We start from the raw sequence: 19,650 nt of genomic DNA, 5'->3' as shown, positions 1-19,650 counted from the left end.
AGACCAATGAAGAAATACTGGTTTGTTTTCTGTAAGACAGATATCATGCTTGAGAAAGTGGGTAAAGGCTATACCATTCCACTTTCTGAAGAAGCTCCAGTAACACTACATCCTTGGACACACGTACTGAACGTCACACCAATAGAAGACGGTACAGAAGTGAAGGCAGTCATGATCGACCAACCAATTACAGACAATCCTCTGTATGAGATGTGTGGCTTACGTCCATCCTTCTACCACCTTTCCAAAGAACTTTATCTCAAGGCTGGTAAGTGTCATGAACTACTTTACTGGGATAATAACACTAACTTCTGTGGCGTTTGTGGTGCACCGATGAAGATGCACACCGATATATCAAAGCGTTGTACGAATTGTGGAAAAGAAGTATGGCCACAGTTAGCAACAGCAGTCATCGTTCTTGTACACCGAGGCGACGAAGTCCTTTTGGTACATGCTCGTAACTTCAAAACTGATTTCTATGGACTGGTAGCAGGCTTTGTTGAGACTGGTGAAACACTCGAAGAAGCCGTACATCGTGAGGTAAAAGAGGAGACAGGGATTGAAATAAAGAATCTTCGTTACTTTGGTTCACAACCTTGGCCCTATCCTTGTGGTCTGATGGTAGGCTTTAATGCCGATTATGACGGTGGAGACATTCATCTACAACAAAGCGAACTATCCAAAGGAGCCTGGTTTACAAAGGACAACCTACCAACCATTCCTGAGCCTTTATCAATAGCGAGAATGATTCTTGATGATTGGATAAATAAAACATCAATATAAACTAAAGAGTATTTAAACCTTAAAACAATGATGACTTTCTTAGAAAAAGCCCTCGGCTTTAACCCCAAGTCGATGAAGCTCCGCACTGAGATTATTGCTGGAGCAACGACATTCTTAACTATGAGCTATATCTTAGCAGTTAATCCAAGTATCCTTGCGACTACTGGTATGGACAAGGGAGCGCTCTTCACGGGTACAGCTCTTGCTGCTGCCATTGCTACATTGCTATTAGCATTTATGGCAAAACTACCGTTTGCACAGGCACCCTCTATGGGTCTTAATGCCTTCTTTGCCTATACACTCTGCGTATCATTAAAGTTTACATGGCAGCAGTCGCTTGCCATCATGCTCATTGAGGGTATTCTCTTCATCGTAATTACCTTTTTCAATGTGCGAGAGATGATTCTCAATGCCATCCCAACGAATTTACGCTATGCCATATCAGCTGGTATTGGTATGTTCATTGCCTTTATCGGTCTGAAGAATGCAAACATTATCGTTGATAACGATGCAACCCTCGTAGGCTTAGGAGCCTTCACACCTACCTGTATTCTTGGTATCATCGCTATCTTACTCAGTGGTGCACTCATGGCAAGAAACGTCAAAGGCTCTTTGTTCTGGGGTATCATCATCACGACAATTATCGGTATACCAATGGGCGTAACGGTTTTTCCTAACGGATGGTTACCTGTTTCTGCACCACAAGACATAACTCCTATCTTCTGTAAGTTTGATTTCTCAAGTCTTCTGAACCTCAAGACAGTATTGGTAGTATTCTCTCTTCTATTGATTAACATCTTTGATACTATCGGTACGCTGATGGGTTTAGCTGATAAAACAGGTATAGTTGAACCAAATGGCAACATCCCTCATGTAAAGGAAGCCATGATGAGTGATGCTATCGGTACAACCTGCGGTGCTATGTTGGGTAGTTCAACGCTGACAACATACGTTGAGAGTGCCAGTGGTATTGCGGAAGGTGGCCGTTCTGGAGTAACAGCATTCACAGTAGGTATCTTCTTCATCATTGCTCTCTTCCTATCCCCTATCTTCTTACTCATCCCAAGTGCGGCAACAAGTGGTGCTTTGGTCATGGTAGGTGTACTGATGATAGACTCTGTGAAGAAGATTGATCTCCAAGATATAACAGAGTCCTTCCCAGCCTTTATCACGATGATAACAATGGTACTTTGCTATTCCATCGCTGATGGTATTTGCTTAGGAATCCTCGCATACGTATTCATGAAGACTTGTACACGTCGGTGGAAAGATCTGAACTGGACACTCATCATCTTGGCTATTCTCTTTGTCTTGAACTTTATAAAAGGCTAAACACCTTATTATATAGACATCTCTCTCCCTATGAGCAATGACCTTACTCATAGGGATTTTTTGTCTCCATCATCATAATAAATCAACTTCTTAAACTATAATCCTATGCTATACAAAGAAAAAGAACAAAAAAACTTGATAAAGTTTGCACAGTTCAAATAAAATGACTACTTTTGCAACCGCTTACGAAAAGTAAGGGCGTTTAGCTCAGCTGGTTTAGAGCATCTGCCTTACAAGCAGAGGGTCGGCGGTTCGAATCCGTCAACGCCCACCATTTTGGGTAGTTTCCAGAGTGGCCAAATGGGGCAGACTGTAAATCTGCTGCTTCTAGCTTCGGTGGTTCGAATCCATCACTACCCACAAAAGAGTTGTAATTAAATGATTACAACTCTTTTGCTTTCTATACCAATTACCATCAAACCGCTGACGCAACATCCCGGCTCAGTAGAACTTTTGGAGGACTGTTGAGGACATTCTCTTTTCATACAGAAATATACCTATAATACTATAATAATTTTTATTTTACTTTGCTGTCACTTTTAATACTTAGTGTAAACATTCTACAAATCAATAAGTTAGGAGAATATATTACATAACAGAAGTGACCGGAATTCATGTATCTGTTAACAATAGTGATTGTAGCAGTGTTTGCTATCGGTTGAATTCTACAAGCTCAAATTGGTTAAATAAATATAATAGAGCATCACATTCACTTTTTTTCCTAAGGAACTTTACCGTTATCTACGAAAATTTAGTAGCTTTACAGCGCATTTGAAATATTGCACTATGTGTTATTATGTAACAAACAACATTTTTGAAAGTAAAACAAAAAAAAGCATTATAAATTTTATATGAAGAAATTATCTATTCAAGAAGAAGCAATTATGCAAAAAGTGTGGAAGCTAAAAAAATGTACGGTAACAGAGATTCTAAAGGAACTCCCAGAACCTACACCTCCTTACACCACAGTAGCTTCTGTTATGAGGAACCTTAAACAAAAAGGGTATATATCCCAAGAAAAGCAGGGCATTGCATACAGTTATTTACCAGCCATAGAGGAAGAGGAGTACAAGCATCGCTTTATGAGAGGTTTTGTACATGATTACTTCAAAGATTCATTTAAAGAGATGGTGTGTTTCTTTGCCAAAGAGGAGGATCTATCGTTTAAAGATTTGGTAGACATTATTCATGAGATAGAGAAAGGAAAAGAGTAACACTATGATATAACAGCTACCTGCATTAAAGATAATGTATAAAAAATATTTGGATTATGCTTTCATACCTTGTTGAAATAAACATTATTACCATCTTTTTGTATGGTTTTTATCGCCTATTGTTTACTAATGATACTTTCTTTAGCTGGCGAAGATTTATGTTGTTGAATATATACCTTATAGCTTTATTAGTCCCTTTTGCTGATTTTAGTAATTGGATTAGTATTCGTGAGGCTACTCAAAATATGGCTAATACATATGCTGAAACTGTCTTGTCAGAAGCTCCTTCTCCTCCATCCAAAGCCACGGTGCTGTCATGGAATACTGTACTTTTGTGGATATATATGGGTGGTGTTTGCATCTTTCTGCTACGCTTTGTAATTCAACTCATTGGAATATACAGATTAGCAAGAAAAACAGAGGTAAGTATCATTAAAGGGGTTAAGGTACACATTATCGAGAAAAATGGGAGCCCTTTTTCTTTCTTCCAGTGGATTTTTATTAATCGAGAAGTACTGTATGAATCGCAACTACAAGAAATATTAATTCACGAACAGTGTCATGTAGAACAGAAGCATTCCATAGATGTTATGCTATCTGAATTATTTACTATCGTATGTTGGTTCAATCCTTTTGCATGGTTATTAAAAAGAGAAATCAGACTCAATCTTGAATACCTTGCAGATTTTCATGTTGTGCAAGTAGGATGTGACCAAAAGAGTTACCAATATCACTTGTTGGGGATGACTTATCATAAGAATACACCTACTATTCTAAATAATTTCAATGTTTTGCTTCTTAAAAAGCGCATAAAAATGATGAACAAACGTAGATCAAGAGTAATAGTAAAGGCAAAATATGCCCTTCTTATTCCAGCAATAGCTACACTATTAGTCGTCAAAAATATTGAGAGTGTAGCGCACTCATTAGTATCAAACAAAATTGTAAATAATGAAGTGATTGTACCTATTTATACAAAAGCAAACAATGCACTTCAAAAGAAACCATTTTTTTCATCAAAGATTTCAAAAGAAGATAATATTAAAAAGCTCAAAGAAGAAGTACATGAGGTGTCACATGATAAAATAAATGCTATTGCCAAAAAGAAAGCTATAAATAATACTGCTCCGAGTAATGTAATCAAAGATTCTCATGTTGACATAAAAGATTCAGAATTACCAGAGAAAAAAGTACTAATGTACGTATATATAATATCTCTTTTGCTGTTGACGCAAAAGGTTCTGTTTCGTCCCTGAATGTAACGCATATAAAAGACACTTTATATAATCAGAAGGATTTACAAGAAATAGAAAAAATGTCAAAAGATAAACCTAATAACACCAAAAATAAGACTATAAAAGCTATATATAACCTTCCTATTTCTTTTAAGTTATAGCAACAATTATATCACATACTCTTTAGACCAATGTAAATTGGGCTAAAGGGGTGATTAAAATAATCAAACATACTCTTCATTTATAAAAAATATGAATATGAAAAACCTAAAATGGGCACAAGTCGTCTTACTTGCTTTATTAATATTACTACCAAAACAAATATCAGCTTATCAAAAAAAAGTATTACTTTCCCCAACACGAAATTATACTATTCATGGTCGTATTGTAGACTCTTTTACAAACCTCCCTATATCAAATGTTAAACTAACTTTACTATCAGCAGATAGTACAGTAATAGATACATGTCGCACCTTTATATGGAACGATAAAGCTGTTCATCCCGACTCCTATTTCTATATGCAAAAGAATTTGAGTGAGGGAAAATACATTTTTAAAATAGAACATCCTGATTATTTTACAACTTTTGTCGACAAAGAACTACTATTCAAAAGTAGAAACACAAGCATTGACATGCAAGACATTCCTATCAAGAGAAAAGGAATGGAAAATAAAGAGCATATGTTAGGCGAGATTGTTGTTAAGAGTACAAAAATTAAGATGGTAATGAAGGGTGATACTATTATATATAATGCAGATGCCTTCAATCTCCCTCAGGGAAGTATGCTTGATGCGCTAATCAGACAATTACCAGGCGCCACACTTAATAGTAATGGAGAAATATTCATCAATGGTCGAAAATTAGATTATCTTACACTTAACGGTAAAGATTTCTTCAAGGGAAATAACAAACAATTAATAGAAAATTTGCCAAACTATACTGTTAAAAATCTAAAGGTCTTTGAAAAAAGTACTGATAGAAGCCAGGCTATGGGTGTTGATATTGATAGGAAAGACTACATCATGGATATCTCACTAAAGAAAAAATATGAAAAAACTTTTATAGCTAACTTTGATATTGCTGGTGGTACGAACAGCAGGTATGCAACCAAAGCGTTCGGATTATATTTCACACCACGATTGCAGTTATCTATTTTCTCAAACATTAATAATGTGAATGAAGACCGCAAACCCGGAGAAAAGGGAGATTGGGATCCAACCAAGCTACCAAACGGTCAAGTTATACAAAGAACAGTAGGTCTCAACGCTGCTGTTAGCAATGAAAAAAACACATTGGAAAATAATATGTCTACAAGTTTCACATGGAGAGATACACATAATATCAGTCAAATGATAGCTGAATCTTTCTTAACTGGAGGAAACAACTTTAATCGTAGCATCTCAGATGTTAAATCCAAGAACTTTATTTATGACTTTCAAAATAATTTAAAGATTTCAACGCCCTTTTTCCTAAAATCAACCATAAGCTTAAATTACAATAAATTTGATAATTGGGGAACTGTCCGTTCAGCACGCTTCAATGCAGACCCATCAACAATCGGTAGTACAGAAGCAATATTAGATACGATATTCTCCTCTTCAAGAAACAGACTTGTAAATGATTTTGGTGTAAACCGATTGTCTTCTAAAACATATGGATTCGGTCATTCACTTACAACTTTCGCCAATGTTAATGCATATAAACAGTTGCCATCTGGTGATCGTATATCAGCATTGATAGAAGGTGACTATTTAAATACTACAAATTCAATGTTCAACAATTACCAGTTGAAGTACTTAAAAAGCAATGCTATAAGTGACTACCGCAATCGATATGACAACACTCCATCTTACTCCTACAATTATCGTGTAGGACCACAATATACATTCGTGATTCCTAATGGATTTAGACTTTTCACAGGATATCAATATCAGCAAAAAGGAAGTTACCGAAACAACCAAAAATACAGATTAGACAAACTATACAAATGGCAGGAAGAAAATCACGATCTTGGCAGTTTACCTTCTTCTCGTGATTCACTCCTACTCGCATTAGATGCTAACAATAGTTACAAAGGGTATTATATAAGTAAGCAAAATTCGGTTTCACTCGGATTTGGTTGTTCAAAATCTAAGAATCACAACAATGTGTTCTTCAATACAAACGTGTCTGTTGGTTACAAAAGTGAAAAGCTTGACTATCGTAATTCATTGCTAAACACTTCTGTCAAACAATATAATTGGGTTGCAGGATTGTCTCTAAATATGGGATTTACAATAAACAAATACAGTTTTTACGGTACTATCACTTCGAAAATGGAAACACCAGATCTTTACTCAAAAATTACCCGATCTGACAATTCCAATCCTTTAGCTATCTCTTTAGGTAATCCGAATTTGAAAAATAGTAGAAAAACAAATGTATCTTTAACCTTTAGTTATAACAACAATAGGCGATTTAAGCTACCGATGGCATTTATAAATATCAATATTCATCAGAATGCTGTTGCTAATGGTTTTACTTACAACCCTACAACGGGTGTATATACATATAAACCACAAAATGTTAAGGGAAACTGGTATGGCAATATTGGATTATATGATACTTTTCCTTTAGATAATAAAAACTACTTCACATTAGTAAACGCAATTGTCTATAGCTACAACCACAATGTAGACTTCACAGGAGTAACAGGTCAAACAGAAAGTATGTTGAGTAAAGTGAATAACCATTGGTTAGAGGATAATCTATCTTTAAATTATCAAAAAGGAGGATTGACCTGTAGCTTGGTTGGCGAAATGAAATGGAGATATGCTAATAGCAGACGTAAAAATTTCTCAACTATACGTACCTTGGATTTTAATTATGGTATGTTAGGTTCATACAAATTTAAATTTGGATTAGAAACGGGTATGGATCTTAAGATGTTTAGTCGCCGAGGTTATTCTGATCCTCTTATAAATGCTAATGATTTAATTTGTAACGTATACATTAGTAAGAGCTTCTTAAAAGGAAAACTGGCAGCCAAACTCGAAGGGTACGATATATTTCATCAACTCAAGAGCATAAGTTATGAGATAAACGGACAAGGAAAAACCGAGACACGTTTTAATGCTATTCCAAATTACTTAATGTTGCATCTAATTTATAAAATGAACATAAGTGGGAAAAAGTGAAATTAGTCGTTCATTTAAAAATATATTTCAGCGTGAAGTTTCTAAAAGTAACTTCACGCTATCTTTTTAATCCATATCGGTCATTAGAGGCTAAACATATTTTGTTTTATTATCGAGCAGATTGTTTGGATTTGTAACGCAGGCATAGCGAGCTACGTCAAGTTACACCCTCTTTCTCACAAACAAAATGCAGCTATATTACTATAATAATGTTGATTTCACTTTGCTGTCACTTTTAACACTTCACATAAACATACTACATATCAACGGATTAGAAGTATATTTCGAATGACAGAAGTGACAGGAAATTTTATTCTAAAGAAATCACATTGTTATACAAAAGCAGGACTATGGAGTTTAAGTATGAAATGAGTATTATACCACAGAAGCATTCTTGATGACAAATCCTAAGGAGTTATCCCACATTAGCGATTTGCCTTGTCTACACACACGCCTACTATCGCAAATAAGACACAATAAATCTTCTTTTTAACGAGCAAAGGGCAAACACATATCGTGCGGAGGCTCAACACACATGGTGCGAGCGGCAAGTACTAATCACTTGGAAAGTATATAGTCTTCCGCCCAACCTACTATATTTAAAGCAGAAAGAACTATTTACATATTACTCTGTTGTGAAAGAAAAAGCAAACCCTACTAATGATGTGCTGACAAAGTTATAGAAATAAAAAAGACTCCCAATACTGAGAGCCTTTTGAGGTGCCTAGCGGAATCGAACCGCTCTACATGGTTTTGCAGACCATTGCCTAACCTCCCGGCCCAAGCACCATTCTATTACAAATCATAATTGCGATTTGCGAGTGCAAAGATAATCAATTATTTCGGTTTAACCAAACAATTCAGAAACTTTTTTCAATAAAGATTACGTAAAATCTTCTTCATGTAAGATACCAAGAATCTTTCACAGACATCGAGCAAAAAGATAAGTTCAAGTAATCCTATTGATAGGTTTCTTAAATGAAACTATTTAAAACAAGCGGGCTTCTTACGACCTTCCAATTTCTGCTTTTTCTTTAACTGATCATGAATGGTACAACCCGAGCATCCATGGCATGGATCACTTGCTGCTCGAAACGATTGCCACGTACGATAAACCACATAGCCTACAGCTGATAAAATCACTATGGCTAAGACAATATACTGCCACATCTTTTCCTACTTATTCTACTTTTCACACTGGAGTATTAGTAGTATCTTCCGTAAAGATATCTTCTGCAACCTCCATCTCATCATCATCAAACCACTTTGACAGCTTTTCGCGTGCCTGCTTTTTCATATCATCATCAACAGAAGACCACACCTTATTTAATACGTAAAGCAAAACACCAAGGTCGTCTGATAGTCCTGCAATAGGAATAGCATCAGGCACAGCATCAAGCGGTGAGATGAGATAACCCAATGCACCAATGATAATAGCCTTATCCTTAAGTGACACCTTATCACTTTGTATCAAATAATACAAAATCAATGCCACATATACCAACTTAGCACCAGCACGCTTTGCTACACGTTGAATCTTATCAAAGAAACCCTGTTGGGTAAACTTATCCTTATACTTTTGAAAATCAGGTAATTCCATACTACAACTAAATCATTAACAAAACTTACTTAAAATCCATAACTCGGTCTACATAAGCCTTCGCCTCTGGATAGTCTTGATTAGCACGACGAATCTTGTTACGCACTAAAACTTTCATCATTACTCTATAAAAAAGGAAGAGAACCAAGCCCACACCGATAGCTGCCAACACATTCAGTATTCCTTTAAAAGGCAGCGAATCATCTGGAAATGCCGACATTATCAATATCGGTAAGCACAAAAGGAAGCCCGCTATTGTATAACGCGAACGCTCTGTACCCTCACTGTCCAAAGCCGCTTGGTAATCAAAAAGATAATTAGAAAGTTCCTCCTCACTTACATTAGCTGGTAACTGAGGGAAGCCCACTTCGTCTTTATGATTTCTGATTTTATTTTCTACTGTGTGTTGAAAATCATCCAACACAGTTACATACTGTTCTTCTAAATCTTTCATGATTTTCCAATGCTTTTATATTAATAAAAAACTCCCAACTCTCCTCCATCATTCCAAACAGAATGGGAGAAGATGGGCGTATATGAAAGAAAAATAAAACAGTGTTCCTATAAGCCGGGTTCTGTTTCTTCCTCATCTTTCGATAATAGGAAGATGCCTGTCATTTATCTATATTACAAGTCACCTTGCAACTAAAGCATTCTACCCTCCGTTGTGCTTACGCTTGGGCGGGCTACCCTCAAACAACGGTTTACATGAACTTGCAGCTCCTGAACGGCACAGCCAGACGATCACCCGCCTGCTGGTAGTCTCTTACACCACCTTCTCACCCTTACCACACATTACTGCATGGCGGTTATTTTCTTCTACCTACATCTACTGTCACCAATAGCTTCTATTTTCGGAAGCAGGATGCCCTATGCTGCCCGGACTTTCCTCTCGCATCCATTACAGATGCCAGCGACAGAGCCGGAACACTGCCTTATCCGAATGCAAAGATAATGGAAAACATGGAAAAGCCAAAATATTTCAATGATAATCTAAACTTAGCCAAGAAAAGAGATAGTATAAAAAGACAGAAAGAAGTTATTGTGTGAACCTAAACACATAGACATTAAGATAATTATAACAACATAATAGCATATCAAGCTATAAACAAGATTCTTAAAGCTACCTTTACACCTATTATACCTATGCTCTACGTATTATAAAACAATGCTTTACACACATTAGAGTATATCTTCACAAAAGTATTTTCATGACAATAAAAAAATCTTTTCATGAAAATAATCACGTCATACAGTAGTTTTTTGCATCTCTGCCATACCTTTCAGTACCTATAAGTATTAAATAATGTGCTCATCCAAAGCCCTCTCCAAAGAGTGGAGTTACATCAACCACATGACACAATGACTTACATTTCCTTTCATTTTGCCAACTTATTAAAACTATAAGATGACAATTAGGAACAAAACAACTACCCAAAACAAATAAATGCAAAATTTACATCACATCAGATTAATAGTCGTTAAGTGTTAAATTTTAATTGTTAAAATCGGATAAAGATAACTGACAAATTGTCGGTTTTACAAAATTTGCTCCTATATTTGCATTTCAGAATATGTCAACAAGACATTTACAAATAATGACGGCTTGACACATAAAAAAGTAATTAACGAACAAATAATTAAGAATATGAAGAATTTATCAAAGTATTTGGCAGGCGCGGCATGTGTTACAGCCCTCGCCTTTTCTACTGGCGCCTTCATCAAAGTGTATGCTGCAGAAGCACCAGTTGTAGCTCCTGGTCAGCCAGTTGACCTCACATACGCATCTGAGAAAGCGCTTCCAGCTGTCGTTCACATTAAGTATGTACAGAATTCTAAGACACAAACCGTTGAGGTTCAAGATGACCCATTTGGTGGTTTCTTTGACCCATTTGGTTTCTTTGGAAATCCTAACCAAGGTAATGGCTCACGCCGTCAGCAGGTTCAGACTCCTAAGAAGGAGGCTACAGGTAGCGGTGTTATCATCTCACCTGATGGTTATATCGTAACGAATAATCACGTTGTTGAGGGTGCTGACGAATTGACAGTCACACTGAATGACAACCGTGAGTTCTCTGCTCGCATCGTTGGAACTGATAAGCAGACTGACCTTGCACTGCTAAAGGTAAACGCAACGAACCTCCCTACCCTTCCTATTGGCGACTCAGACAAGCTGAAAGTTGGAGAATGGGTAATTGCTGTAGGTAACCCTTACAACCTCAACAATACCGTAACGGCTGGTATCGTAAGTGCTAAGTCACGTGGTTTGGGTGCTACTCGCAATGGTATCGAGAGCTTTATCCAGACTGACGCAGCCATCAACCAGGGTAACTCTGGTGGTGCATTGGTTAACACTCAGGGTGAGTTAGTAGGTATCAACGCTATGCTCTACTCACAGACAGGTGCATATAGTGGTTATGGTTTTGCTATCCCAACATCAATAATGAATAAGGTTGTTGATGATATCAAGAAGTATGGTAGCGTACAACGTGTAATGCTCGGCATTCAAGGTGGTGACGTACTGAACTTCATCAACGCTCAGAAAGAAGAAGGCAAGAACGTTGACCTTGGTACAAATGCTGGTGTTTACGTTAGCGAGGTTTCAGAAGAAGGAAATGGTGCAGCCTTAGGTTTGGCAAAGGGTGATGTTATCACTAAGTTTGACGGACAGAAGGTGACACGTATGTCTGAGCTTCAGCAGGCACTCAACAGCAAGCGTCCTGGCGATAAGGCAACCGTTACTTTCATCCGCAATAAGAAAGAAATCTCAAAGACTATCACACTGAAGAATGCACAGGGTACGACAAAGGTAATCGAGCAGGCTGATATCGACGTTCTTGGTGGTCAGTTCCGTCCAGTACAGGATGCCCTTAAGAAGCAGTTGAATATCAACTATGGTCTTGAGGTACTGAAGGTTAACAATGGTGCATTGAAGTCTGCTGGAATCAATCGTGGCTTCATCATTCAGAATGTAAACGAGACCATGGTGAAGAACATTGACGACTTGCAGAATATTGTTAAGAAGGCATCTACCAGCAAGGACCCTGTACTCTATGTACAAGGTATCTACCCAACTGGTAAGAAGGCATACTTCGCAATTCCGCTTGCTGACTAACAACAGATAACTTTCGACGAAGATGTCGATAAATGATAGGTCCCCCATCCTTGTAAGATAATCAAGAATGGGGGACTTTTTATGCTTTAGCTGCTCACGATAAAGGCAGAAAAAAGCATAAAGATAGCCAACCTAAACAATGATACAACAAAGAGGTACAAACCATGAGGATAAAACTTACCATACAACATTAAACTTTCTTAGGTCAGTTTTTTACTTTTTTATTTGTTTAACTCATTGAATTTGTGTAAATTTGCCATCACTTTATATAATACTAAGCACATGAGACAGCTGAAAATCACAAAATCGATTACGAATCGAGAGAGCGCTTCTCTCGACAAGTATCTACAGGAGATCGGTCATGAAGAAATGATCACTATTGAAGAAGAAGTTGAGCTTGCTCAAAAAATCAGAAATGGTGATCGAAAGGCTTTAGAACGTCTTACAAAGGCCAACCTACGTTTCGTTGTCTCTGTTGCTAAGCAGTATCAAAACCAAGGTCTCTCACTGCCCGACCTCATCAATGAAGGAAATGTAGGACTCATTAAGGCAGCTGAGAAATTTGACGAGACCCGTGGGTTCAAGTTTATCTCATACGCTGTATGGTGGATAAGACAAAGTATCTTACAGGCAATAGCCGAACAAAGTCGTATCATTAGGCTACCACTAAATCAAGTTAGTTCTGTCAACAAAATCAATAAGATATTGACTCAATTTGAGCAAGAGAACGAGCGACGACCCAGTATTGATGAGATAGCACAGAACACAGACTTACCAGAAGACAAGATTGTTGATGCGATGAAGGTTAATTCCCGTCATGTATCGGTTGATGCGCCTTTCTATGACGATGAACAGAGCAGTCTGTTAGACGTTATCCCCAACGACAACACCCCTTCTACTGATAAGGAATTAGTTGAGGAGAGTTTACGTGACGAGATCGGAAGAGCTTTACAAATTCTCGAAGATAGAGAGAAGGTGGTTATTGAAGCTTATTTCGGTATAAACCAACGAGAAATGACCTTGGAAGAGATTGGCAGTAAGTATAATCTCACACGTGAACGTGTTAGACAAATAAAGGAGAAAGCAATACGACGCCTACGCCAGCAAACCAATAGTAAGATATTGAAGGCGTATTTGGGGCAATAACATAACATTATAATATATTTATAAATTAAGATGAAAGTACGTCAGGTATTAATCATAGCGGTAGTACTCCTACTGGGATGGGTAAATAGTAGTAATGCAAAAGGATATAAACCTGCAAAAGTCTATATGTTTGGCTTCGCAGCTTCTTTTAATGATTCAACGGTCTACATGACCAACGTACAGAAGATAGATGCTTACCTTGCCAACGACCGCACGAATTTCCTTGCTAATCGTGAAGACTACTCCTATCAGCTTCGTTATTACCTTCAGAGTACTGGTTTACAGAACTTTCCAACCTGCGTAACGATGTATGCAGAAAATGAAAGTAAGGCTATGAAGAAGTTCATAGCCTTAAAGAATAAATACGAAAAGGGTAAGAAGAAGTTTGATGTTAAGTTGATTTCTGACTCTGAGTTCAGATATAAGGCTGTAACACCAGATAACTATACTCCAAACGTAACTCCTCAAGTGAATACGACACCTGCAGTTCAGTCAAAGGAAGCCCAAACACAAGAGAATGGAAATAAATAACTTTAGAATAGCTGACTTTGATATACAGATTATCTTCCGTGAGACGGGTGTCAATGGAATGCACTTACTAAGTTCTTTTGAACCTTTTAGGATTAAGGAAGTATCGGAGGATGTCTTTTTCCGACTGACTGTTGACGATACGCTTCGTCCTATCCCAAAAGATAGAAGACAACGTATTCGTGCCTTTGATACAGGAAACGGTGACACTGTTGTCGACCGTGTTGATGATGGTAGTTATCAGTATATTATCAAAGACATTAATGGTGCTGACTGCTGTCTTCTACAGAGCAATAAGGATTTCTCTGATTGCCGTTGTGCACTCAATGGTAATAAGAACATGCGTACATTTGGACTGAACAATGCCTTAATGCTTATCTTTGCTTTTGCTGGTGCACATAAGAAGACATTGTTGATTCATGCTTCCCTCGTTCGTAACAACAACTATGGCTATGCTTTTATAGCTAAGAGCGGAACAGGTAAGTCTACACAGGTCAGTATGTGGCTACGCTATATTCCTGGCAGCGACCTTATGAATGACGATAATCCCATTGTAAGAATTATTGATGGTGAGACGTGGATATATGGTAGTCCTTGGAGTGGAAAGACTCCATGCTATCGGAATGTCAAGGCACGCTTAGGAGCTATCACACGAATTGATCGTGCAAAAATAAACTCTGTAGAGAAACCTAATCCTATTGCGGCCTTTGCTTCACTCCTCCCCTCTTGTTCAAGTATGAAATGGGACTCTGACATCTATAATGGAGTTTGCGATACAATTACAAAGATAGTTGAAACAGGAAGGGTTTTCACATTGCACTGTTTACCAAATCAGGAAGCAGCAGAGGTCTGCTATCAAACGGTAACAAAAAGGTAAGGCTTACGTCAAAGAATGACTACCACTACTTTTATGTTCCAGCTTACTATCAAACAGTAACAATAGATAAAACTTATGTCAAAAACAGTACTTACGACTTCTGAAATCCAGTTTGCTAATGCTGAGTTTCTACCAGAAGTTGTCAAGATGTTAAATGAAGGACATACTGTTACGTTACGCCTTCGAGGCTATTCTATGCGTCCTTTCCTTGAGAACGATCGTGACAAAGCGTTATTGGTGAAACCTTCAAGTATCAAAGTTGGCGACCCTGTCTTGGCTGAAGTAAATCCTCTTCACTTTGTCTTACATCGCATTGATAGTATAGAAGGAGACAACGTGACTTTACGAGGCGATGGAAACCTTGGTGTCGAACATTGCAAAAAAGAAAATATCGTAGGTGCCGTCATCGGTTTCTATCGCAAAGGAAGAAAAGAAATGGACGCTACCGACGCATGGAAATGGAGAACATATAGCTATATATGGACTCGACTCCTACCGCTACGGAGATATCTCTTAGGTGCTTATCGACGGATATGGATTCCTATCTTCGGTACAATTTGACCAATATAAAACGAAAGATAACAAAATAAATTATCAATAAGAATGAAAGTAAAAAAATGGTTTCAACCTCCGTGAAGTATGCGGAGAGCATATCATCGTTGCTGAAGGAGACGAGAACATCGACTTTAGTAATATCATTTCAATGAACGAAAGTTCTGCATACCTGTGGGAAGAGGTGCAAAAAATGGGCACTTTTACAGTGAATAATCTCGTTGAACTCATCTGTAATCAATATGAAATCGACGAGACAACGGCCCGTAAGGATGCGATAGCACTTGCTGCACAATGGGGCACTGCTGGTATCATTGAGGGTGATGACATTCCTGAAGACCAGTCAACCAACGAAAAAGAACTTACTGCTGAAACGAAAGACGCTATTAAAGAAGATGTACTTAAGCAAGAGGATAAACCTAAGAAGAAAGGTTTCTTCAAGCGTCTTTTTGGATAAAAAAGATTGAGGAATATAGGATTAAGAACGTAATAAGACCGTTCGCTTTCAGATAGAGCATAAAAAAAGAGGGTGTCACCACCCTCTTTTTATTTAATATCTAAAACTTACATTACATCATACCGCCCATTCCAGGAGCTGCTGGCATTGCTGGAGTATCCTCAACCTTGTCTACAATAAGACATTCTGTTGTCAAGAACATACCTGCGATTGAAGCAGCATTCTCAAGTGCTACACGAGACACCTTAGCTGGGTCGATAACACCTGCAGCACGAAGATCCTCGTAAACATCCTTGCGAGCATTGTAACCGTAGTCACCCTTACCCTCACGAACATTGTTTACTACTACAGCACCTTCACCACCTGCATTAGCGATAATCTGACGGAGAGGCTCCTCAATAGCACGGCAAACGATATTGATACCAGTCTGCTCGTCAGCATTCTCACCCTTAAGGTCCTTCAATGCTTCCTGAGCACGGATGTAAGTGGTACCACCACCAACAACTACACCCTCTTCCATTGCAGCACGAGTAGCGCAAAGAGCATCGTCAACACGGTCCTTCTTCTCCTTCATTTCTACCTCAGAGTTAGCACCAACGTAGAGAACAGCTACACCACCAGAGAGCTTAGCCAAACGCTCCTGCAACTTCTCCTTATCGTATGAGCTTGTTGAAGCTGCAATCTCGTTCTTAATTTGAGCCACACGGTCCTTGATTGCTTCCTTCTCACCAGCACCATCAACGATTGTTGTATTGTCCTTAGAAATGGTAACCTTCTTAGCTGTACCCAACATCTCAAGAGTTGCCTTATCAAGTGAAAGACCCTTCTCCTCGCTGATAACTACGCCACCGGTCAACACAGCGATATCCTCAAGCATTGCCTTGCGACGGTCGCCAAAGCCAGGAGCCTTAACAGCACAAATCTTCAAGCCTGCACGCAGACGGTTTACAACCAATGTTGTCAATGCCTCTGAGTCAACATCCTCTGCAATGACCAACAATGGACGACCACTTTCTGCAGCTGGCTGGAGGATTGGAAGGAAGTCCTTAACGTTTGAAATCTTCTTGTCGTAGATGAGGATGTATGGGTTCTCCATATCACACTCCATCTTGTCTGTATCTGTTACGAAGTAACCAGAGAGATAGCCACGATCGAACTGCATACCCTCAACAACGCCGATACTTGTCTCACGGGTCTTGCTCTCTTCGATAGTGATAACACCATCCTTAGATACCTTACGCATAGCATCTGCAAGCAACTTACCAATTTCAGGGTCGTTGTTAGCACTTACAGTAGCTACCTGCTCAATCTTGTCATAGTTGTCACCAACTACCTCTGCAGAAGCCTTAATATGATCAACAACCTTAGCTACAGCCTTGTCGATACCACGCTTAAGGTCCATTGGATTTGCACCTGCTGTAACATTCTTCAATCCTTCAGTAACGATTGCCTGTGTGAGGATTGTTGCTGTTGTTGTACCGTCACCTGCGTCGTCACCAGTCTTGCTTGCAACACTCTTAACGAGCTGTGCACCTGCATTCTCAAAGTTATCCTCAAGCTCTACCTCCTTTGCAACGGTAACACCGTCCTTAGTAATCTGTGGAGCACCAAATTTCTTACCGATAACAACATTACGACCCTTAGGACCGAGTGTTACCTTCACTGCATTTGCCAACTGATCAACACCACTCTTCAAGAGTTCACGTGCGTCTGAATTGAATTTTATCTCTTTTGCCATTTTGTTTATTCCTTATTATTATTGTTTAGTTATGCTTCGCTTATCGTTCACCTTATATATATAAGGTAAGAGTATTACATTCTTTAATAAGCAAAGGCTATTTTATTCAACAACTGCTAATACATCACTCTGACGCATCATCAGATATTTCTCTCCTTCATTCTCAAGTTCTGTACCAGCATACTTACCATAGAGTACCTCGTCGCCAACTTTGAGAACCATCTCTTCATCCTTGGTACCATTACCAACAGCTACAACCTTACCACGCTGTGGTTTCTCCTTGGCTGTGTCTGGAATTATTATACCACCAACTTTCTCTTCTGCCTGTGCTGGGAGTACAAGCACTCTGTCTGCTAAAGGTTTAATTGTCATAATCGTATATTTTAAGATTTTGTTTATCATTACTCTACGACTCCTAAAAATCGTTTCGCCTTACTTTATACGAAAAGTATGCCAAAAGGACGTACTGACATCTTCACGAATATTATCTGACAACCTGTCAGTTATTCTTGCCATTTAGACTAAAAAACAAAATAAAGAATTATCTTTGCATTAGAAAAAGAATATGGTAAAACATTAAAGAATTTATTATGAAACAGATTACTAAGACTATTACAAGTGAACTTCAAGCACTGTCAAATACTGAAAAACGAGAGATTTTCCCGAAGTTCTTTAAGGCTGGCAAAGGAGAATATGGTGAAGGCGACCGCTTCTTAGGTGTTACAGTTCCCAATATCAGAGCTATTGCCAAGTTACACAAAGACATTTCCATAGAGGAGATACGGGATCTGATACAGTCAGAATGGCATGAAGTGCGCCTTTGTGCCTTAATCATAATGGTAGAGAAAAGTAAGAAGAAAGACGAGGCTTTACGTCAACAGCTATTTGAACTCTACCTTTCTCAAACCGATAGAATTAACAACTGGGACCTTGTTGATCTATCTTGCCGCTTCATCATAGGCGAATACTTACTTGACAAATCACGTGACATTCTTTATCAATTAGCTCAAAGTCCACTACTATGGGATAATCGTATCGCCATCGTTTCAACCTATGCTTTCATCCGTAAAGGACAGTTAGAGGACACCTATGTACTGAGTGATATAATGATGCACCACCCTCACGACCTCATGCACAAAGCTATTGGCTGGATGCTTCGTGAGGCTGGGAAGCGTGATGCTAATCGTCTTTATAATTATGTAATGAGCCATCGAGCAGACATGCCCCGCACCATGTTGCGTTATGCGATTGAGAAGTTCTCACCCGCAGAGCGTTCTATACTTATGAAACGTGGCTGACCCTCTTTTCTCTTTCGCCCACCTTCAAAACTTTAGTCCAATGCGTGTCAAAGACTGAAGGACGTAAAGAAGAGAATCAACGTTTTAAGTTAAAGGTGAAAAGGCGAAGAGGCAAAAGGACTTAACCCTCATAATTCAAGCCTTATGCAAAGATGTTTGTAATTATATCAAGGTCATACGTAGCGCAAGGAAAGATAAATGTTTTTATATTTTTTAGCTAATTTCTTGTTTGTTTCATATATTCTCACTACCTTTGCGGCCAGTTAAAATAAAATTAACTCGTAATAACGATGAGAGTCATAAAGAATATTAATTCGGCAAATGTTTGCACTTTATTAGGAAATAAAGGTGTAGGCTCTATTTGTGCTGTATTAAATTCTTTAACGAAGAAAGACGAAAAAAATATCGCAAATTATTTGGTAATTCCAAATAATTTTGTACTCTCTCTCTCTCTCTCTCTCATATAGGCCAGGCCTAACCTCCCCTACTTTTTTCTTCACGCATACGCGCGCGAGGCGTGCCGTGCCAACCCCTGTAAACAAAGGACTTTTCAGAGTTTCCTTTGTTCGTCTTTTTTGTGTCCCTACGTAAACGAAAT

General features: G+C 38.4%; 17 protein-coding genes, 3 tRNA genes and 1 other RNA gene. 14 read left to right on the top strand and 7 right to left on the bottom strand.

Annotated elements, in window-relative coordinates:
• Nucleotides 1–6 precede the first annotated feature (6 nt).
• From nudC to HMPREF0666_RS08175, 7 genes are all read left to right on the top strand, one after another.
• Complete coding sequence (gene nudC / locus HMPREF0666_RS08205; protein ID WP_009011932.1) at nt 7–783, top strand: NAD(+) diphosphatase; 777 nt, start codon at nt 7–9, stop codon at nt 781–783.
• Between the two features lie 30 nt (nt 784–813).
• Complete coding sequence (locus HMPREF0666_RS08200) at nt 814–2,115, top strand: NCS2 family permease (RefSeq protein WP_009011931.1); 1,302 nt, start codon at nt 814–816, stop codon at nt 2,113–2,115.
• Between the two features lie 196 nt (nt 2,116–2,311).
• Nucleotides 2,312–2,389 (top strand) — tRNA-Val (locus HMPREF0666_RS08195).
• Nucleotides 2,390–2,393: 4 nt separating this feature from the next.
• Nucleotides 2,394–2,475, top strand: a tRNA-Tyr gene (locus HMPREF0666_RS08190).
• Nucleotides 2,476–2,966: 491 nt separating this feature from the next.
• Nucleotides 2,967–3,329 (top strand): BlaI/MecI/CopY family transcriptional regulator, encoded by a 363-nt coding sequence (locus tag HMPREF0666_RS08185; RefSeq protein WP_009011930.1) that lies wholly within the window; start codon nt 2,967–2,969, stop codon nt 3,327–3,329.
• 56 nt (nt 3,330–3,385) lie between these two features.
• Nucleotides 3,386–4,585, top strand: coding sequence for a M56 family metallopeptidase (locus HMPREF0666_RS08180; protein WP_009011929.1), 1,200 nt, complete (start codon nt 3,386–3,388; stop codon nt 4,583–4,585).
• 237 nt (nt 4,586–4,822) lie between these two features.
• Entirely contained in the window at nt 4,823–7,741 is a 2,919-nt protein-coding gene (locus HMPREF0666_RS08175; RefSeq protein ID WP_009011928.1) for a hypothetical protein, read from the top strand.
• 718 nt (nt 7,742–8,459) lie between these two features.
• Here the strand turns inward: HMPREF0666_RS08175 and HMPREF0666_RS17330 are convergent.
• The 5 genes from HMPREF0666_RS17330 to rnpB form a co-directional block, all read right to left on the bottom strand.
• Nucleotides 8,460–8,530: transfer RNA gene (locus tag HMPREF0666_RS17330), tRNA-Cys, on the bottom strand.
• 195 nt (nt 8,531–8,725) lie between these two features.
• Nucleotides 8,726–8,911, bottom strand: a complete 186-nt coding sequence (locus tag HMPREF0666_RS16605) for a FeoB-associated Cys-rich membrane protein (protein WP_009011927.1) — start codon at nt 8,909–8,911, stop codon at nt 8,726–8,728.
• 22 nt (nt 8,912–8,933) lie between these two features.
• Nucleotides 8,934–9,341, bottom strand: a complete 408-nt coding sequence (locus HMPREF0666_RS08170; protein WP_004360837.1) for a YkvA family protein — start codon at nt 9,339–9,341, stop codon at nt 8,934–8,936.
• Nucleotides 9,342–9,366: 25 nt separating this feature from the next.
• A complete protein-coding gene (locus HMPREF0666_RS08165) occupies nt 9,367–9,795 on the bottom strand; it encodes a hypothetical protein (protein WP_009011926.1) in 429 nt (142 codons plus the stop codon).
• Between the two features lie 94 nt (nt 9,796–9,889).
• An RNA gene (gene rnpB / locus HMPREF0666_RS16130) (RNase P RNA component class A) lies at nt 9,890–10,275 on the bottom strand.
• Nucleotides 10,276–10,989: 714 nt separating this feature from the next.
• Between rnpB and HMPREF0666_RS08160 the strand changes: the two genes are divergently transcribed.
• The 6 genes from HMPREF0666_RS08160 (at nt 10,990) to HMPREF0666_RS08135 (ending at nt 16,016) form a co-directional block, all read left to right on the top strand.
• Nucleotides 10,990–12,456, top strand: a complete 1,467-nt coding sequence (locus HMPREF0666_RS08160) for a trypsin-like peptidase domain-containing protein (RefSeq protein ID WP_009011925.1) — start codon at nt 10,990–10,992, stop codon at nt 12,454–12,456.
• A 282-nt stretch (nt 12,457–12,738) separates the two neighbouring features.
• A complete protein-coding gene (locus HMPREF0666_RS08155) occupies nt 12,739–13,602 on the top strand; it encodes an RNA polymerase sigma factor RpoD/SigA (RefSeq protein ID WP_009011924.1) in 864 nt (287 codons plus the stop codon).
• A 30-nt stretch (nt 13,603–13,632) separates the two neighbouring features.
• Complete coding sequence (locus tag HMPREF0666_RS08150; protein WP_009011923.1) at nt 13,633–14,133, top strand: hypothetical protein; 501 nt, start codon at nt 13,633–13,635, stop codon at nt 14,131–14,133.
• On the top strand, nt 14,120–15,007 hold the full coding sequence (locus HMPREF0666_RS08145) for a hypothetical protein (RefSeq protein ID WP_009011922.1): 888 nt from the start codon (nt 14,120–14,122) through the stop codon (nt 15,005–15,007). The genes HMPREF0666_RS08150 and HMPREF0666_RS08145 overlap by 14 nt, the downstream gene beginning before the upstream one ends.
• Nucleotides 15,008–15,082: 75 nt before the next feature.
• Nucleotides 15,083–15,568 carry a S24/S26 family peptidase gene (locus HMPREF0666_RS08140; RefSeq protein WP_009011921.1) on the top strand — a complete coding sequence of 162 codons (486 nt, stop codon included), beginning with the start codon at nt 15,083–15,085 and terminating at the stop codon, nt 15,566–15,568.
• 91 nt (nt 15,569–15,659) lie between these two features.
• Nucleotides 15,660–16,016: a PqqD family protein gene (locus tag HMPREF0666_RS08135; RefSeq protein WP_050803238.1), complete on the top strand. Its 357-nt coding sequence runs from the start codon at nt 15,660–15,662 to the stop codon at nt 16,014–16,016.
• Nucleotides 16,017–16,128: 112 nt separating this feature from the next.
• On the opposite strand, the gene groL is transcribed toward HMPREF0666_RS08135, so the two are convergent.
• A complete protein-coding gene (gene groL / locus HMPREF0666_RS08130; protein ID WP_009011919.1) occupies nt 16,129–17,754 on the bottom strand; it encodes a chaperonin GroEL in 1,626 nt (541 codons plus the stop codon).
• A 102-nt stretch (nt 17,755–17,856) separates the two neighbouring features.
• Nucleotides 17,857–18,126: a co-chaperone GroES gene (locus HMPREF0666_RS08125; RefSeq protein WP_009011918.1), complete on the bottom strand. Its 270-nt coding sequence runs from the start codon at nt 18,124–18,126 to the stop codon at nt 17,857–17,859.
• Between the two features lie 218 nt (nt 18,127–18,344).
• On the opposite strand from HMPREF0666_RS08125, the gene HMPREF0666_RS08120 reads away from it, so the two are divergent.
• Entirely contained in the window at nt 18,345–19,052 is a 708-nt protein-coding gene (locus HMPREF0666_RS08120) for a DNA alkylation repair protein (RefSeq protein WP_009011917.1), read from the top strand.
• Nucleotides 19,053–19,650: the final 598 nt, after the last annotated feature.

The sequence above is a fragment of the Prevotella sp. C561 genome (assembly GCF_000224595.1).
Lineage (GTDB): Bacteria > Bacteroidota > Bacteroidia > Bacteroidales > Bacteroidaceae > Prevotella > Prevotella jejuni.
Note: the sequence above shows the minus strand (reverse complement) of the source record. Positions and strands in the feature narration are given on the sequence as shown.